We start from the raw sequence: 16,196 nt of genomic DNA on the forward strand, positions 1-16,196 counted from the left end.
TTGAGACTGGTGGGCGTCGTCCATCGAGCAGTCGCTGTTCGACCTGCCTTCTGTCATCCAAAGGGAATGGGTGTCACGGTGTGTGGTCGCGTCCGTCCCGGGGGCCGAAGGCTTCGAGAGCTTCTTCGTCGGTTGCGCGAGCGTTCAGGAAGTATTCGGCCCACTCGATGATCTCGGGGTAGGCCGAGTCCCGGCTGACCTGGATGGTGGCGGCCTCGATGTCGAAGTCCGTGGTTCGCAGGTCGACGCCCGGTCCCAGGACGGCCCAGTGGGCTCCGGCTCTTCCGTAGGGCATGCCGACGCTGCCGGGGTTGATCACGAGGCGGCCGTGAGCGAGGCGGACGAACGGCATGTGGGTGTGGCCGCAGACCACGGTGCGGATGTCGGAATCGAGTCCGCTGAAGACCTCCTTCCATCGGTCGAGGCGGGAGTCGACCAGGACGACCTCCTCGTCGTCACGGGGGGTGGCGTGGCAGAACAGCACCCTCCCCAGGCCCCGCACGGGCAGAGAGAGTGATCGTGGCAATGAGCCGAGCAGGTCGAGATGGTCCTCACTGAGCTGTTCGGCTGCCCAGGGGGCGATCGGATCGGGGACCGTGTCGCGTTGCCCCCGGCGGTATTCAAGGAGCTCGCGGTCGGCGTTGCCGCTGATCCAGATGACGCGGTCGCCCAGACCGGCCAGCAGGTCGAGAACCTGGGTCGGTTGAGGGCCGGCGGTGATGTCGCCGGTGAGCACGATGCGATCGGCGGCACGCACCTCTGGTTCGGCGAGCACCGCCTCCAAGGCCGGTAGAACTCCGTGAATGTCGGACAGGACAGCTACTCGGTTCAGCATGGTCACCACTGTGGAGTGAAGGCAGCCAAGAGGTGAGACCGTTCGCCCGACGCGTAGCTCAAGGCGAGAACGTGCCGCGTGGTCGCCGGGCGCGTTCTCCGCCGGCCGACCGGTGACACAGCGGTGTCGGCGCCCCCTTCAGCGCCCACAAGTCGTCGTCCACGATCCATGGTCGAGTACTCACACCCCCACGAACGGCCGAATCGTCACACGTCACCCCGCCACCGTCACGGCCTCGCTCAGGCCACCGTCCGATCGTCGACGGGGATGCCCAGGCGGTCGGCCACGGTGGTCAGAACCGTGCCCAGCGGGAGCGCGACCCGGGTGAGGGCGTCCACGTCGCCCCGGGTCGGGTCCCGGTTCACGATCAGTACCGGTGTTCCGGCCCGGGCCGCCTGACGGACGAACCGGAGGCCGGACATCACCGTCAGCGAGGAGCCCAGGACCAGCAGCGAGGTCGCCGCACGGACCAGCTCGCGACAGTGTTCGACCCGCTGCGGGGGAACCGCCTCGCCGAAGAACACCACATCCGGTTTGAGGATGCCGCCGCAGATCGTGCACGGCACCACGCGAAAGTCTCCGACCTGTTCGTCGGTGAGGTCGGCGTCGCCGTCCGGGTTGATTCCCGCGGCCACCGGCGCGAAGCCTGCATTGGCCTCCTCCAGCCGTCGGGCCAGTTCACGCCGCGGACTGAGAGCACCGCACGAAAGACAGACGACCCGGCTCAGGCTCCCGTGGAGTTCCACGACGCCCTCGCTGCCGGCGGCCTGATGCAGGCCGTCGACGTTCTGCGTGATCATCCCGGAGAGCAGACCGTGCCGCCCGAACGCGGCCACGGCCCGGTGCCCGACGTTGGGCCGTGCGCAGCCGAGGTGGCTGCGCGCCCAGTACCGGCGCCGGGCCCGGGCGCTCGCGGTGAAGTCCTGGTAGGTCATCGGGGTGTGCCGACTGAGGCTGCCGCCCTCGCCCCGGTAATCGGGGATGCCCGATTGCGTGGAGATGCCCGCCCCGCTGAGCACCAGCACACCGCCGGCGCTCAGCGCATCGATGACCGGTCCCGGATCCGTGCTGCCCGGCGGTAGATCCTCGGGAGGCGTCCAGTGCAGAGTGGGGCGCATACGCATGCCGCCAGGGTACGGAGCCGGCCGCCCCCGATGCCTGAGTCGGCTCGGGTCGCCGGTCGTGGCGTCGCCTTCGAGCGGCTACCCGCCGTGCGGTCCGGTGACGTCGGCGGGCCCGCTGCTGCCGAGCCAGCCGCGCGGCATACGACCGGCCCGGCATCGAGCACCCAGGACATGGCCGTCGAACCGACCCCGGACGTCCTCGATGAAACCACCGAAGTGTCCAGCTGAGGCCGTCGAGGAGTCGACCTTTCGATGAACCCGTGCCGGGCCGGATGACAAACGTGGCGGCTCACGGTGCCGTCCACCGCCGTCCGCGGCGCTCGACGCCGATGTGTACGGCGCCCGCAGCTTCGGCCGCCCGGCGCGCGGCGTTGGACGCGTCCAGGCCCCGCCCTGGCGAGTTCACCCGTTCACCGCACTCCGTGGAGCGCCTCCGAAGGCCCCGCAGCCCCTAGGGTCGCTCGCATGGCGCGTGTCCGACGGAGTCCGCAGCCCGGCGCGGACCGCAGCGAGTGGTCACGGCGCGGATACCTCTCAGCGGTCTGGTATCTGCGGGCCGTCGCCTTCATCAACTTCCTCGGCGCTGTGTGGGTGTCCTTGGGAAACGACATCCGGCGGCACAGCGACGACGAGTTCTTCACGCCCTATCTGCTGACTGCCGGGTTCTTCTCCGGCGTGCTCTCCGCGTTTCTCGCGATCACCATGCGGCGGCGCAAACGCGCCGCCTGGATTCTCAATCTCGCCCTGGCCGGGCTGACCCTGGTGCTGACGGCCCTGGCCCTGGAGCTGCCGGTGTACCGGCAGCACGTCCAGAACTGGATCGCGGTCCTGCTGACCGCGTTCTTCGTCGGCGCCATGCTCGCCGGACGGCGGGAGTTCCACGCGAAGGGCGACCGCGCCAACCCGAGACTGGCGGCGGTGGTCGGCGTGGTCGGGCTGGCGGTGGGCTCGTTGCTCGCCACCACGATGGTCACCGTGAGCAACACCGCGCCGAACGCCGGGCGCTCCGACTTCCTGGAGCGATGGCATTACGGTGTGCTCCGCATGTTCTCGCTCGCGTACGACGACATCCGCTTCGAGGGAATCTCCACCCCCGGCTGGGCCAATGTACTGATCAACCTGATGAGTACGGCGCTGATCCTGTTGGTCCTGTACGCGGCTTTCCGGTCCCGCCGCGCCGTCGACCCGCAGACCGACGAGGACCAGCGCGGGATGCGCGCGCTGCTGGAGCGGCACGGCGACCGCGACTCCCTCGGCTACTTCGCCCTTCGCCGCGACAAGAGCGTCATCTGGTCGCCGTCGGGCAAGGCGGCCGTCGCCTACCGAGTGGTCGGCGGGGTCTCGCTCGCCTCCGGTGATCCGATCGGCGACCCGGAGGCGTGGCCGGGAGCGATCGACCGCTGGCTGGTCCAGGCCGGTGAGCACGGCTGGACACCCTCCGTGATCGGGGCGAGCGAAGAGGGCGGCATCATTTACGCCCGGCACGGATTGAACGCTCTGGAACTGGGCGACGAGGCGATCGTCGACATCGGCGAGTTCACTACGGAAGGCCGTGCCATACGGGGTGTCCGCCAAGCACACCACCGTGTCGAGCGAGCCGGGTACACCGTCCGTGTCAGCCGTCACGAGGACATGTCGGCGGACGAGATGGCCGAGATGATCGAACTGGCCGACGACTGGCGTGACGGAGCGACGGAGCGGGGATTCTCCATGGCGCTGGGCCGTCTCGGCGACCCGCAGGACGGCCGCTGCATCATGCTGGTCTGCCGTGATACGGCCGGGCGCCCGCGTGCCCTGCTGAGTTTCGTCCCTTGGGGCGCAGACGGGCTCTCCCTGGACCTGATGCGGCGTGACCGGGACTCCGACAACGGCCTGTTCGAGTTCATGGTGCTGGAGCTGATCCGGCGGGCAGGCGACCTCGGCATCACCCAGGTCTCGCTGAACTTCGCGATGTTCCGCGCGGTCTTCGAGCGCGGCTCCCGGATCGGCGCGGGCCCGGTGCTGCGGCTGTGGCGCTCGCTGCTGACCTTCTTCTCCCGCTGGTGGCAGATCGAGTCGCTCTACCATGCCAACGCCAAGTACCGGCCCATCTGGGAGCCCCGCTTCCTGCTGTACGCCCAGAGCACCGATCTGCCGCGGATCGCTCTCGCCAGCGCCCGTGCCGAGGGCTTCCTGGAGGCGCCCGGACTGCCGAAGTGGCTGCACCGCAGACGTCTGGAGACTCGCCGTTGAACATGGCTGCCTCGTTCGCCCGGCGCGAGTGGGGACCCCTTTACATGACCGTGCGGACGGCCCTGGCCACCCGTGGATGGCGTGCCGTCCCGCTGACGCTCGCCTCGGTCTGTCTCATCGCGCTCTGCCAGATCGTCCAGGACCAGAGCTGGGGATACGGCCTGATCCAGGACATCGGCTTCGTCCGGGCCGAGGACCCTCTCTGGCTCGCCCTCCTCCGTACCCCGCTCTCGCTCTTCGTGCCCGCGCTCAGCCTGCCCGTCTGGGGCGCGATGGCGCAGGTGCTGCTCGTGTTCGGCGTCGCGGAGATCATTCTGGGCCGGCCGCGTACCCTCGCCATCGCCTATGTCTGCACCCTCGCCGGAACGCTCTACGCGCGGTTCGGCATCGCCATCGGACCCGAGGGCCTCCTCGGGCTGCCGGCCTCGGACGCACGGATCGTCGACACCGGGCCGTCGGTGGCGGTCACGGGGCTCGCGGTCTGCGTCTGTGTGTGTACGGGGGCGTGGTTCACCGTGGCGCTGGTGGTCGTGGCGATGGTCGTCGAGGTGACCGTCAAGCCCAATCTGGCCGGCACGGAGCATCTCGTGGCGATCGGGGCCGCGCTGGTGCTGTGCGCTCCAGCGGCCCTGCGGCACCGGCACCCGTCCGACGGCGACGGTGGCGCGGGCGGGTCCGTGGTGCCGCCGGCCGGGGACTGAAGCCCGCTGTTCGCAAGGGTCGGCGGCCCGGCCGTGCCGCAGTGGCCCGCTGCCTCCCGGCGCCTCCGTTCGGAGCAACTCTCGCCGTGCCGGAGTGGCCGGGCCGGGCCGGTACCGGGATAGGGAGAGGATGCCGACGGACGCACCGGAACAGTTGCGCGTCCCCCGTCGTCGAAACCGGAGCGAGGTTGCCTGTCAGATGCCGACGCCGGCCGCACCTGAGCTGCCCCCGAAGCCGGGGCTGAGGCGAGACATCGGCCTGATCGGACTCATCTGGACGTCCGTGGGGTCCATCATCGGCTCCGGCTGGCTGTTCGGCGCGCTGTTCGCGGCGCAGGTGGCCGGGACGGCCGCCCTCGTCTCCTGGGGGATCGGAGCCCTCGCGATCACCGTTCTGGCGTTCGTCCACGCGGAGCTGGGGGCCATGTACCCGGTCTCGGGCGGCACCGCGCGCTTCCCGCACTACGCCTTCGGCAGCGTCGCCGGGGCCTCCTTCGGCTGGTTCTCCTGGCTCCAGGCCGTCGCCACGGCACCGATCGAGGTCATGGCGTCGCTGAACTACCTCAGCATCCACGCCACCTGGGTACAGACGGAGAAGAACCACCTGACCGCCGCCGGATACGGGCTGGCCGTCGCCTTCATGGCGTTCTTCGTCCTCGTCAACTTCTTCGGCATCCGCTGGCTCGCCCACACCAACAGCGTGGCCACCTGGTGGAAGCTCGCCATCCCCCTGCTCACCATCGCCGCCCTGGCGGGGACCACCTTCCACGGAAGCAACTTCGGCTACCAGGGCTTCGCCCCGTTCGGCGTCGAGGGTGTGCTCTCCGCCGTCAGTACCGGCGGAATCATCTTCGCGCTCCTCGGATTCGAACAAGCGGACCAGTTGGCGGGGGAGAGCCGCAACCCGGCACGGGACATCCCGCGGGCGGTGATCGGCTCGATCCTCATCGGAGCGCTCGTCTACTGGGCGCTCCAGGTGGTCTTCATCGGGGCCCTGCCACAGAGCTCCTTCGCCCACGGCTGGGCCGATCTGACCTTCGCCGACAAGGCGGGGCCGTTCGCCGGACTCGCCCTGTCCGCCGGGCTCGGCTGGCTCGCCGCGCTGATCTACATCGACGCGGTCGTCTCACCGACCGGCACCGGCCTGATCTACACCACCGCCGCTTCCCGGGTGTCGTACGGCCTCTCCCGCAACGGCTATGTGCCCGCGGTCTTCGAACGGACGACGGTGCGCGGGGTTCCCTGGTTCAGTCTGCTCTTCGCCTTCCTCGTCGGGCTCATCGTCTTCCTGCCCTTCCCCACCTGGCAGAAGCTGGTCGGTTTCGTCACCTCCGCGAGCGTGCTGATGTACGCGGGCGCGCCGCTCGCCCTCGGGTGTCTGCGCAAGCAGGACCCGGACCGGTACCGTCCCTACCGGCTGCCCGGCGGTCTGTTCTGGGCACCCGTCGCCTTCATCGTCTCCAACCTGATCATCTACTGGGCCGGCTGGGACACCCTGTGGCGTCTCGGCCTGGCAATCGTTCTCGGATATCTGCTGCTGGGAGGCTCGGCACTGCTCAGGCTGAACCCGAGGGCCCCGCACCTGGACTGGCGGTCCGCCCAGTGGCTGCCGGTGTATCTGGTGGGGCTGGGCCTGATCTCCTGGCAGGGCGGCTACTGCAGCGGAGGACCGGCGTCGAAAGTGGCCTGCGGTGCGACCGGCGTCATTCCCCTGTGGTGGGACATGGCGATCATTGCCGCGTTCAGCCTGCTGATCTACTTCTGGGCGCAGGCCGTCCGGCTCCCGGACGAGGCGACCCGGGCGTACATCGGCCCGGTCGACGTACCGCCCGGCCGCTGACGACCGGGGTACTGACCTCCGTCGGCGGTCCGGTGAGGTCGGCGCGGTCGTCACCTGGATGTACTCCGATGCCCCGGAGAGCCCTGTGCTGCGGGTTGACCACGGCCATGAGGACCCCGTGGGCCAGCAGGCTCCGGACCGGATCGGCCGGCTCGCCGCTGAACCGGACCCTCCATTGGCAGCGCGAAGGCTGGGCGGACGACTCGTCGACGTCCCGGACGCCCGTGTCGCCGAACCGGGGCATCGCCGCTGTCCCGTCGAGTGCCCCGTCCGACAAGGGGTGGCTCTGCAGGACCGGTTCATGGCCGCCGGACAAGGCCCTGACGCAGGCCGCGGGCTGGCTGAGGATCACTGCCCGAACTCCGTGTGTACGGCGAGGGGAAGGCGGAGGGCCTCGCATCCCTCCGCGGTGTTCCCCTTGGGCATCCTCGTGCCGGTCCTCCGGCCGTGGGCCGCCGTCATGTCGATCGGTTTCCACCCGGGAATCGCGCTCCTCGTGGGACTGACCGGATTCACCCTGGGCTTGGTGGTCCGCGATCTGGTCCTTCCGAGCGGGGGGCTCGACGAAGCGATCTTCCCAGGCCCTGTCTGAACAGTCAGCGGTCCCTGCGATCGTGAGGGCCACCTCGCGTGAGAACCTGAGCGGCATGATCAGTCACGGTGATGGCGCACGTCACGAGCTGTTTCTTCGCAGTGGCCTGGACGCTGCAGACGTGGTGCACGCGCACCGTGAGGCACTCCTTGTCCTGCGGGACAGCATCGAGACCGCTCACCTCGATGCCTACAGCGACGAAGCCTGGCCACAGGAGGTCGTACCCGCCTACGAGCGGGCCTTGTTGATGGCCAAGGAAGCTCTGACCGATGGTCTTCGGTCCGCGAAGAGCGATCCCGGAATGGGCATCGATGTCGATGTCCACGACGACGCACAGTTCGACGTACCGCTGACCTTGGCCCCCTACACGATCCATGCGGAGGCATGGCAGCAGGGTCAGCCGCTGTTCAGCGCCGACGACACGGGAACAGCCCTGTGGATTGCCGTCACATCAGAACAAGAGACTCAGCTCATGTCGCGGCTCGGCGCACTGAAGGTCACGCAGACGGCTTTTGCGGACCGGCCCAGGTAGCCGACAACGCCCGATCACGGTGTGGTTTCACGGCGCCAGAGGACGAGCGAGCCGAGGTGCGGTCCCGCCCGGTAGCGGGTGTCGAGGTCATCAAGACGCGTCGCGACAGCCCGGAACTTCTCGAGCCGGGCAAATCAGCGTTCGACGACGTTGCGGCGCTCGTATGCCTCCGGGGTGAAGACGGATCGGCGTCCGCCGCGGCTGCCCGCCCTCGCCCTGCGCCCCGCAGAGCGCCTGCCTCCGAGCGCTCCTGCACACCGTCGGAACCCATGCCCGCAGCAACTCGAACATGCCCTGCGCGAACCCGTTCGCAGAGGAACCTCCCCATCAGTCGCATCAAGTGACAGATCAGGTGCTGGCGCAGGCTCTGACACCTGCCGCCGCCTGTCACCGACGGCCATGGACCCATTGATCATCAAGTGACTCCGGAACCCGGGCTCTGGTCGGTCCACTTCGTGTGGTCGCGTACACAGGGTGACTGTTGATCTCCGCCTGATCCGTGGTTCCAGCGGTCGTAGGCGATCAGTGCGCGCATGGCCGGCCGGCCGCGCATGAACCTGGCTCCCCTCATCAGGCTCCTTGGAATCGACCATCTAGGCTGGCGCGGTGACTGATGAGCGGGAGCGGGTGCAGCCGTCGGGAGTGTGGGCCACGGCGGTGGGGGTGGCCAGGGTGCGGGCGCTGGAGACTGAGCGGGAGAACGCGCTGTTCCGCGACCCACTGGCACAGGCCTTCGCCACTGCCGGCGGCCTGTGGCCCTCCTCGCCGCCGCCCGATGACGAGGCCGCGCGACGCCGCCGAATGGCCGTGTCGTTCTCCATCGTCATCAGGACGAAGTTCCTCGACGACCTGTTGCAGCAGGCCTCCGCGTCCGGGGTCCGGCAGGTCGTGCTGCTCGGTGCCGGCATGGACAGCCGGGCCTTCCGGATGGACTGGCCCGAGGGCACCCGGCTGTTCGAGGTCGACACCGCCGCGCCGCTGGACTTCAAGGCTTCGGTGCTGCGCCAGGAGCGGGCCGTCGCACGCTGCGAGCGGATAACCGTCGCGGTGGATCTGCGTGAGGACTGGCCAGGCGCGTTGGCCGCCGCAGGGCACGACCCGGCGGTACCGACCGTGTGGATCGCCGAAGGACTACTGATCTATCTGCCCCAGGACGCGGTGGAGCTACTGCTGGCCCGGATCAGCACGCAGTCGGCGGCAGGCAGTCGGATGGGGCTGACATTGGGCTCGCGCGGCGTGATCGAGCGCTTCGGCGCGGACGCCGCGCCGGGATCGGCGGCGGCCATGTGGGTCTCGGAGATGCCCGACGACCCTGTGGGCTGGTTGGTCGGGCACGGCTGGGAGGCCGAAAGCCACACCCTGCGCGAGCGCGCCGCCGCCTATGGACGCCCGATCAGCACCCCTCCGCAGCGCGAGGAGCGGCCCGGCGGACTGATCTCGGCGGTCCGCCGGTAGAGCGCCTACCGGTTCCCTGGATGATCGATTCCACGACGGAAAAGCGGGTTGCAGGTGGAGATCGTGACGCGGATGCTTCCACCATGAAGATGCACACCAACCAGCTGACGGTGTCTCCCGAGACAGTGCGCACGCTGGTGGATCAGCAGTTTCCTGAGTGGCGGAGCCTGCCGGTCAGGAGCATCACCGCGCAGGGCACGGTCAACGCTGTCTTCCGTATCGGCGATCGGTTCGCAGCTCGATTCCCTCTTGAGCCGGCAGACGTCGAATCGACGCGGCGCCGGCTGGAGGCCGAAGCGGAAGCGGCTCGCGAGCTGGCGGGCCGCACGCGTTGCCCCACGCCCGAACCGGTGGGGCTTGGTGAACCCGGGGCGGGCTACCCGCTTCCATGGTCGGTGCAGACGTGGCTGCCCGGAATGGTGGCCGTCGATGAGGACCCAGGCGAATCGTCGGCGATTGCCCGTGACTTGGCGGACTTCATCGGCGACCTACGCGCGATCGACACGCGTGGCCGCACGTTCGCCGGCACAGGTCGAGGAGGCGACCTGCAATCCCATGACGCGTGGATGGAGACCTGCTTCAGGCACAGTGAGCGACTCCTGGACGTCCCTCGGCTTCGTCGTATCTGGGCAACACTGCGCGATCTGCCGCGAGGCGCGACGGAGGACGTCATGGCCCATGGTGATCTGATTCCGGGCAACGTGCTCGTGTCCGCCGGCCGGCTTGCGGGGGTTCTCGACGTTGGCGGCTTCGGGCCGGCCGACCCTTCTCTGGATCTCGTGAGCGCGTGGCATTTGCTGGAGGCTGGGCCACGGCAGGTGCTCCGTGATCACCTGGGTTGCGACGACCTGGAATGGGAGCGAGGCAAGGCGTGGGCTTTCGTTCAAGCGATGGGGCTGGTCTGGTACTACGTCGAAAGCAACCCGGCCATGAGTCGGACGGGTCAACGATCCCTGGAACGCGTCCTCGCAGACGAATCGCTCGCATGACCTGTTCGCCCACCGGATCCTGTCGCACCTGGTCGGTGGCGGTGACGCACTGGGCTGGGGCGAACCACCCTCGCGCGAGACGAGGTGGCGGAACTCCTCGGCCACGTCTTCTCCGCGGTGCGGGCCGGGGATGCGGCCCTGCGCGCCGCTTGGCTCAGCCGCCGGCTTGTCGGGTTCGGCTACTGGCTCCGCTGGATCGGACGCGCACCGCTGGGCTTTCCGGACCAAAGGCAGACGTACCGGTGCCCGATAGGGGAGCCGGTTGCGTGATCATTTAGATCGTGACCCCTATGACTCCGTCCGAATCCGTCGCTGCCGAGAGCGAACGGATCAAGGTGTGGTACCGGTTTGTTCCACGTGACGGCTGGCTTCCTTATGACACTGAGGGGCTGTGGGCTACGCGGCTGAGCAGTGACACTGCTCGCGTAGCCAGCGCTCCCTTCTTGCAGGACGGGGTGGCCGAGGGTGAGATCGTGCGGTTCGTGACGGACGCCGACGGCCTCCACTGGGCGAAGGAGCGAGTGGAGGCGTCGGGAAACTGCACCATCCGGGTCCTGCCTGTTCCCTCCGGCCCATTGGGGCGAAGCGCTCAGGCTGTGCACGAGCGCTTCGCCTCCTTTGGCCTGGGCGGTGAGGTCTTCAGCGAAGAGTTTCCCCTGGTCGCCTTCACCGTGCTGGCCGACGCAGACCTTGGCCGGATCAAGGCTTTGCTCGTCCGCGGCCAGGAGGACGGTTGGTGGCACTACGAGCACGGCTGTGTCACCGACGCCTGGCGTGACGCGTAAAGGGTGCTTGGTCGGCAAAGACGGGCATGCCGAGGCCGACAGGTTCGGGTCGGCCGTCGGCCGGGGCTCGACTGAGGCCGTTGAGCTTGGCAGTGGCGGCGTCGAAACCGACCTGGCGTCCTTCGGCTTCTCCGAGCCAGCCGTTGCCACGGGCTTCGCGGATGCGTTCGCGGAGGCTCTGGATGATCTCGACGAGCCGTGGCCATTGGCGGCGGGCGATCTGGAGAACCTCTGGTCGAGGTGAGCACGACTCGCGCCATGGTGTCATCGCGTCACTTGGGTGCGGAGGCGTTCTCCGCCTCTTGGCGTCTCCGGGCCGCAGGACATCGGTTGCTCACCTCGACGCCACCATCGGCGCCGGGACGACCGTGACCGCCGGGCCCGTGCGACTCTCACATCCAACCGGCAGGCCTCGGTGGGTGCGACGGCGGCAGGCGGCTGTTCCTGCCCCGTGCGTCCGTGACACGCCTCCGCGCTTTCGGGTCCGGGGACGTCAGTCGGCCTCTGCCCAGGGCGGGTCCGGTGTGATGTTGGTAGCGCCGCAGTTCCAGCAGTCCCACTCATCGGGCAGCCGGTACTGCTCGGTCCAGAAGCCGGCCGGCTTCCCGTACACCACACAGTCCGCTCACAGCGCCGGCACTCGAACTCGAAGTTCACGCCGCACTCCTCCCCAGGACGTGGGGCAGCCACTCTTCGTGGCAGCGTCGGACCGAGGAAGGGGCGGGCTGAGGCAGGGGGCGGCCATGCAGCGGTCGGGCGCAGCCCCGACACCACCGTTCCCCGCCGGTGCTGTGCCTCATCAGGATCACATGCGCTATAGTCGATCTTGAAAGTTCGCCGCAACTTCCGGTGACTGACACTGCGTTGGTGGTCCAAGGAAAGACGCCCCGCTTCCCGCGGGGAAATGCAGGTGCAAGGCCTGCCCAGCGCTCACTCACGAGGCCCTTCCCCCACCAGGGAAGGGCCTCGTCCTGTTCCCTTGATACAACCGTCAGAGAGCGCCACCTGGGCCCTGCCGCCCACTTCGCCGCCGAAGCCGCCAGCCCGCACCCGGCGGGACGAACTCGTCCGAACGGCTTCGTCGATCTCCAGGGGTTCCGGCACACATTCCGTGACCGGTTCACTCTACGTACTCGAGTTCTGCAGCCTTGAATCGATCCCGGCCACTGAACTTGATCGGGTGATGTCGGGTCGTTCGGCTGAGCGTTGAGTCCCGCGAGCTGTACGACTTGCGTGGTGAGGTACGCGCAGGGCGATGGTCTGACCGATGCTGAGAGGGCAGCCCGCGAGCGGGTGTGGCTGGACGCGGTGGCCCGGTTTGAGGCCGGGGAGAAGAACAAGGACATCGCTTTCATGCTGCGGGTGTCCGAGCGATCGGTGGAACGGTGGCGGCGGCAGTGGTGCGAGGGTGGGACAACGTCCGCATCCACCTGACCGCACCGCTAAACGAATTCATCGCCGCGAACGCCGACTGGCTCACCGTGTTCCAGCTGCCCACCTACGCGCCTGATCTGAACCCGCAGGAAGGCGTGTGGTCCCTGGTCAAGCGGGACCTCGGTAACCTCGCCGCCGCCGGCCTGGGCGAGATCGCCCAGGCCGTCAAGCGCAAGCTCAAGATGCTGCAGTACCGGCCCCGCGTCATTGACGGCTGTCGCGCCGGCACCGGTCAGGACCTCTACGGCTGACCCGAGCCGGACTACCGGGATTCCGTCGCCGCGCTGCGACCGACCCAGGAAGACCGTGCCGGATGCGGTGTGATCGACGGGGCGTGGGCGAGGACGGTCTGCTCGAAGTCCGCTCGCGGGTTCCAACGGCCACCGATCGGCTGCATCAACACGCCGCCTGAGTCGAAGAGAACGGCACGGAGGTTGTCGGGAGAGGCTGGTGGTGTCGTCACCCGCCCAGTCCGGTGAACGGACGCCCGCTGGTCGACCCTCTTCGAGCCGGACACCAGCACCACACCCACGCAGGTCAGACCGACATCACGACCGACATCACGAATTCAAGTTCAGTAGCGTAGAGCGTTCGCGAAGACAGCGCGGTTGGCGGCTGTGTATTCGTGTTCACGCCAGGACCAGGCGATCCGGGCGAGGATCTGCGTGCTGTCAGCCACGCGTTTGTCTTGAGCGATGAGATGTTCGTGCCACCAGAGGGCGTTGCGGTTCTGGCGGTCGAGGATGGCATCGACGAGGTTGCCGCGCTCGGAGGTATCGAGCCCGTAGGAGTCGGCGAGAGTCCTTACCTGGTGTGCCTGTGCGTGAGGGGATGGGGCTTGCGGCTTGGAGGAGATGCACCAGGTCCAGGCCATGTACCCAAGGTCTTCGAGGGGGTTGCCAGGTGCTGCTGTATCGAAGTCGATGAAGGCCACCGGTCGACCTCGGTGGAAGACGACGTTGTTCGGACCCGGGTCGTGATGGCAGACGACCGGAGAGGTTCCGGTAAGGCTGCTGCTGCGAGTGGCCTCGTGCAGCGAGCGCAGAAGAGCGCTGGCAGCCGCAACCTGATCGTCATTCCAGAGCTGGAATCCGGCTGGTACTCGGCCGGGCACGTAGGTAAATGTGTCGCGGCCTGCGTTATCGAGTCCGAGATAACGTGGTGCGCCTTGGAAGTTGCATTGTTGAAGGTGGTTCAGCAGTTCGGCGACGAAGGCAGATCTGGCCGTGACCGGCCTACGGACGGTGTCGCCAACGCGGACGACCCCCGGAGTGATACGCCCTCCGGGCAGTGGAATTTCGCCCTCTCCTGTGTGCATGGCACCAGTTTCTCGCCTTCTGGCCGCTCCGGGTGACATCCGTTCTGAGCGTCGAAGCTCGTTCACGGAGCGAGCAGTACGCGTTTCCGGAGGAGATGGAATCCGGCGCGGCCGAACACTTCTCTTCCGGGTCCTGACCGAACGCGAGGAGAAGAACAGCGTCGTCATGGTCTCCCGCGAGTCCTTCGGCGGCTGGACCAAGACCTTCACCGCCCGGCCTCTGCGCGGCCATCGTCGATCGCCTCGCGTTCAACGGCACGATCACCGAGACCGGCACCGACTCCTACCGCGTCGCCGGCACCCGCGCCCGAGCCGAAGAGCAAGCCGCAGCCGGCTGACTGGTCGCTTCTGACCAGGCCGCCGGTCTTCGGACCGGCAGCTCTTGTTACCGTCTCTCGGACCAATCGGTCGGTTGCGAACGGAGCCGGATATGTTCCCCGAGACGGTTTTGCACAGCAGGCGACTGGTTCTCCGCGCGTTCGACAGCCGTGACATCCCGGACACACGCGCAAGCTGCTCGGACTCCCTCACTCAACGATGGCTTCCGCTGCCCCAGCCCTACACGCTGGACGATGCCACAGCCTGGTGCACGACCACTGCAAGCGCGATGCGGGACAGCGGCGACGGCATCCAATTCGCCATCACCGACGCCGGCACCAAGCGCTTGCTGGGCCAAGTCGGCTTGAAGAAGACGGACTGGCGGGCGCTGGTGAGCGAAGTCGGCTACTGGGTGTCACCCTGGGCGCGCGGCCACGGCATCGCAGCCGAAGCAACCCGCACACTGGCGCACTGGCTCCTGACCAACCAGCACTTCCAACGGATGGAACTGCGAGCTGCCACCGAAAACTCAGCGTCCCAGGCAGTTGCACGTAAGGCCGGCTTCCACCGCGAAGGCACCCTGCGAAACGCTGGCTTCGTGCACGGAGCTCGGGCCGACCTGGTTCTGTTTTCGCTGCTTCCCGGCGACCTGGGGTCGTCGACTGATCCTACGAGGCACCGCTAACTGGGCGGTGAAGTGGTCTGCCAGAGCTGTTGGCTCTGCGATGTCGCGCCCCAGACGTTTCATCTCGTTCACCGTGAGGATCACCCGGCAGTGCAAGACGTGGGCCTTGATCTCCCGCGCGGCAGTGAGCGCGGCCTCAGTCAGTGCGCAGGTTGAGGACGACTTCGGCGCCGACATCGGCGAGCTGGGAGGGGGCCGAGGACGGGCAGCAGCGCTTTGACGGCGCCGAGGCCGCCGTCGACACCGTAGGAGACGATGCCGGCCGCCTTGTTGGTCCATTCCGCGCAGACCCGGTGGAGTGCGTTCTTCAGGACGCCAATGGAAGGACTGGTTGTGCTCGGGACGATCTCGTAGCCGTCGTAGGTGGCGACGGTCTGCGCCCGCTGCTGGGTGCAGCGGTCTGCGATCGGTGGGACGGGCTCGTCGATCTGCGGCAAATCGACGTCGGCGAGGTCGATGAGCATGTGCTCATAGTCGCCCCGTGCCTGTGCCTGTTCACGGACCCAGTGGGCGACGGCGGAACCGGCCCTGCCGGTGCGGGTGCTGCTGCGGATTGGCGATCTTTGTCACAACTGCCTGGAACAAGAGGGGAACTTGGGCTCCTCCGGCAGGTGTTGCCCGGGCCGGGTGGCTGCTCACTGCGCACGCAGCGCACCGGACGGGGCCAAAGGACGCGGATGGTCGAAGCCGGAGTGGAGTGGAGCGCTGGTCAGATGGTTCAGGCGGCGGGCTCGGCGAGGAAGCGGTCGAGGGCGGTGAGGACGGCCTCCGGTTCCTCGCGGATGGGCAGGTGTCCTGCGCCAGGGATGAGTTCGAACCGCCCGTGCCGGAACGCGGTTGCGTAGGCTCGGCCGAAGTCGGGGTTGATGACCGTGTCGTTGGCGCCCCAGATCAGCAGGACGGGGCAGGTGACGGCGGAGAGACGGGGAAGCAGTTCTGCGTCGTGCATGTCCGGACCGGTGTAGGCGTGCAGGGTGGCGAGCATCTGCGCGGGCGGACCGCTTCGTGCCGCTGACGGGCTGGTGCCGACGGGCGGCCCGCTGGGCAGGTTGATCTGCTGGCCTGGGATCTTGGGCCCGATGGCGTCCATGAGGACGAGCCGGGAGATGCGGCCCGCGCGGTCGTCCACAGCCATCCGGGCGGCGACCCAGCCACCGAAGGATGTGCCGAGCACGGTGACGTCGTCCAGACCGTGCTGGTCGACCAGATCGTGGTAGACGGCGGCGAGGGCGGCCACGGAGTTGAGCGTGTCGGGTCGCACCGTGTCGTCCCAGCCAGGATGGGTCGGTGCCAGAACCCGGTACCCGGTGGCAAAGTGGTCGACGAGCGGCGTGATGCTGGCGGGGCCGGGTGCGC

The 16,196-nt window shown here is 68.2% G+C and carries 15 protein-coding genes and 2 pseudogenes; 12 read left to right on the forward strand and 5 right to left on the reverse strand.

What is annotated here, in order from left to right; translation table 11 throughout:
• Positions 1–73 precede the first annotated feature (73 nt).
• Complete coding sequence (locus ACWCPY_RS32285; RefSeq protein WP_451270955.1) at positions 74–835, reverse strand: metallophosphoesterase family protein; 762 nt, start codon at positions 833–835, stop codon at positions 74–76.
• A 239-nt stretch (positions 836–1,074) separates the two neighbouring features.
• Positions 1,075–1,959, reverse strand: a complete 885-nt coding sequence (locus tag ACWCPY_RS32290; protein ID WP_451270957.1) for a Sir2 family NAD-dependent protein deacetylase — start codon at positions 1,957–1,959, stop codon at positions 1,075–1,077.
• Between the two features lie 465 nt (positions 1,960–2,424).
• Here ACWCPY_RS32290 and ACWCPY_RS32295 point away from each other — a divergent pair, with 465 nt between their 5' ends.
• From ACWCPY_RS32295 to ACWCPY_RS32340, 10 genes and pseudogenes are all read left to right on the forward strand, one after another.
• Entirely contained in the window at positions 2,425–4,191 is a 1,767-nt protein-coding gene (locus tag ACWCPY_RS32295; RefSeq protein ID WP_451270959.1) for a phosphatidylglycerol lysyltransferase domain-containing protein, read from the forward strand.
• A 44-nt stretch (positions 4,192–4,235) separates the two neighbouring features.
• Positions 4,236–4,892, forward strand: a complete 657-nt coding sequence (locus ACWCPY_RS32300) for a hypothetical protein (RefSeq protein WP_451270961.1) — start codon at positions 4,236–4,238, stop codon at positions 4,890–4,892.
• A gap of 199 nt (positions 4,893–5,091) precedes the next feature.
• Positions 5,092–6,732 (forward strand): APC family permease, encoded by a 1,641-nt coding sequence (locus ACWCPY_RS32305; RefSeq protein ID WP_451270963.1) that lies wholly within the window; start codon positions 5,092–5,094, stop codon positions 6,730–6,732.
• A 647-nt stretch (positions 6,733–7,379) separates the two neighbouring features.
• Positions 7,380–7,856: a hypothetical protein gene (locus tag ACWCPY_RS32310; RefSeq protein ID WP_451270965.1), complete on the forward strand. Its 477-nt coding sequence runs from the start codon at positions 7,380–7,382 to the stop codon at positions 7,854–7,856.
• Between the two features lie 642 nt (positions 7,857–8,498).
• On the forward strand, positions 8,499–9,311 hold the full coding sequence (locus tag ACWCPY_RS32315; protein WP_451270985.1) for a class I SAM-dependent methyltransferase: 813 nt from the start codon (positions 8,499–8,501) through the stop codon (positions 9,309–9,311).
• Between the two features lie 83 nt (positions 9,312–9,394).
• A complete protein-coding gene (locus ACWCPY_RS32320; protein ID WP_451270967.1) occupies positions 9,395–10,300 on the forward strand; it encodes an aminoglycoside phosphotransferase family protein in 906 nt (301 codons plus the stop codon).
• Between the two features lie 290 nt (positions 10,301–10,590).
• Complete coding sequence (locus tag ACWCPY_RS32325) at positions 10,591–11,085, forward strand: DUF4265 domain-containing protein (RefSeq protein ID WP_451270969.1); 495 nt, start codon at positions 10,591–10,593, stop codon at positions 11,083–11,085.
• 7 nt (positions 11,086–11,092) lie between these two features.
• Complete coding sequence (locus ACWCPY_RS32330; protein ID WP_451270971.1) at positions 11,093–11,329, forward strand: hypothetical protein; 237 nt, start codon at positions 11,093–11,095, stop codon at positions 11,327–11,329.
• Between the two features lie 1,064 nt (positions 11,330–12,393).
• The gene (locus ACWCPY_RS32335; RefSeq protein ID WP_451270987.1) at positions 12,394–12,519 is read left to right on the forward strand and encodes a helix-turn-helix domain-containing protein; all 126 of its coding nucleotides are present in this window, start codon (positions 12,394–12,396) and stop codon (positions 12,517–12,519) included.
• Positions 12,483–12,770, forward strand: a pseudogene (locus ACWCPY_RS32340) (transposase); the annotation flags it as partial. The gene ACWCPY_RS32335 and the pseudogene ACWCPY_RS32340, both read left to right, overlap by 37 nt.
• Positions 12,771–13,093: 323 nt before the next feature.
• Here the strand turns inward: ACWCPY_RS32340 and ACWCPY_RS32345 are convergent.
• Positions 13,094–13,837 (reverse strand): phosphotransferase family protein, encoded by a 744-nt coding sequence (locus ACWCPY_RS32345; protein ID WP_451270973.1) that lies wholly within the window; start codon positions 13,835–13,837, stop codon positions 13,094–13,096.
• 103 nt (positions 13,838–13,940) lie between these two features.
• Between ACWCPY_RS32345 and ACWCPY_RS32350 the strand changes: the two are divergent.
• Both ACWCPY_RS32350 and ACWCPY_RS32355 read left to right on the forward strand, forming a co-directional pair.
• Positions 13,941–14,175 (forward strand): annotated as a pseudogene (locus ACWCPY_RS32350) (ATP-binding protein); the annotation flags it as partial.
• A gap of 92 nt (positions 14,176–14,267) precedes the next feature.
• On the forward strand, positions 14,268–14,840 hold the full coding sequence (locus tag ACWCPY_RS32355; RefSeq protein WP_451270975.1) for a GNAT family N-acetyltransferase: 573 nt from the start codon (positions 14,268–14,270) through the stop codon (positions 14,838–14,840).
• Between the two features lie 140 nt (positions 14,841–14,980).
• On the opposite strand, the gene ACWCPY_RS32360 is transcribed toward ACWCPY_RS32355, so the two are convergent.
• Positions 14,981–15,394, reverse strand: a complete 414-nt coding sequence (locus ACWCPY_RS32360; RefSeq protein ID WP_451270989.1) for an NADPH-dependent FMN reductase — start codon at positions 15,392–15,394, stop codon at positions 14,981–14,983.
• Positions 15,395–15,558: 164 nt separating this feature from the next.
• On the reverse strand, positions 15,559–16,196 hold a 638-nt coding region (locus ACWCPY_RS32365), incomplete at its 5' end, for an alpha/beta fold hydrolase (RefSeq protein ID WP_451270977.1).

The organism is Streptomyces sp. NPDC002403 (assembly GCF_053593015.1).

Bases quoted from the DNA above. Each gene is read 5' to 3' on its own strand.
- ACWCPY_RS32285 (WP_451270955.1), bottom strand. From the start codon at position 835: ATGCTGAACCGAGTAGCTGTCCTGTCCGACATTCACGGAGTTCTACCG.
- ACWCPY_RS32290 (WP_451270957.1), bottom strand. From the start codon at position 1,959: ATGCGTATGCGCCCCACTCTGCACTGGACGCCTCCCGAGGATCTACCG.
- ACWCPY_RS32295 (WP_451270959.1), top strand. From the start codon at position 2,425: ATGGCGCGTGTCCGACGGAGTCCGCAGCCCGGCGCGGACCGCAGCGAG.
- ACWCPY_RS32300 (WP_451270961.1), top strand. From the start codon at position 4,236: ATGACCGTGCGGACGGCCCTGGCCACCCGTGGATGGCGTGCCGTCCCG.
- ACWCPY_RS32305 (WP_451270963.1), top strand. From the start codon at position 5,092: ATGCCGACGCCGGCCGCACCTGAGCTGCCCCCGAAGCCGGGGCTGAGG.
- ACWCPY_RS32310 (WP_451270965.1), top strand. From the start codon at position 7,380: ATGATCAGTCACGGTGATGGCGCACGTCACGAGCTGTTTCTTCGCAGT.
- ACWCPY_RS32320 (WP_451270967.1), top strand. From the start codon at position 9,395: ATGAAGATGCACACCAACCAGCTGACGGTGTCTCCCGAGACAGTGCGC.
- ACWCPY_RS32325 (WP_451270969.1), top strand. From the start codon at position 10,591: ATGACTCCGTCCGAATCCGTCGCTGCCGAGAGCGAACGGATCAAGGTG.
- ACWCPY_RS32345 (WP_451270973.1), bottom strand. From the start codon at position 13,837: ATGCACACAGGAGAGGGCGAAATTCCACTGCCCGGAGGGCGTATCACT.
- ACWCPY_RS32355 (WP_451270975.1), top strand. From the start codon at position 14,268: ATGTTCCCCGAGACGGTTTTGCACAGCAGGCGACTGGTTCTCCGCGCG.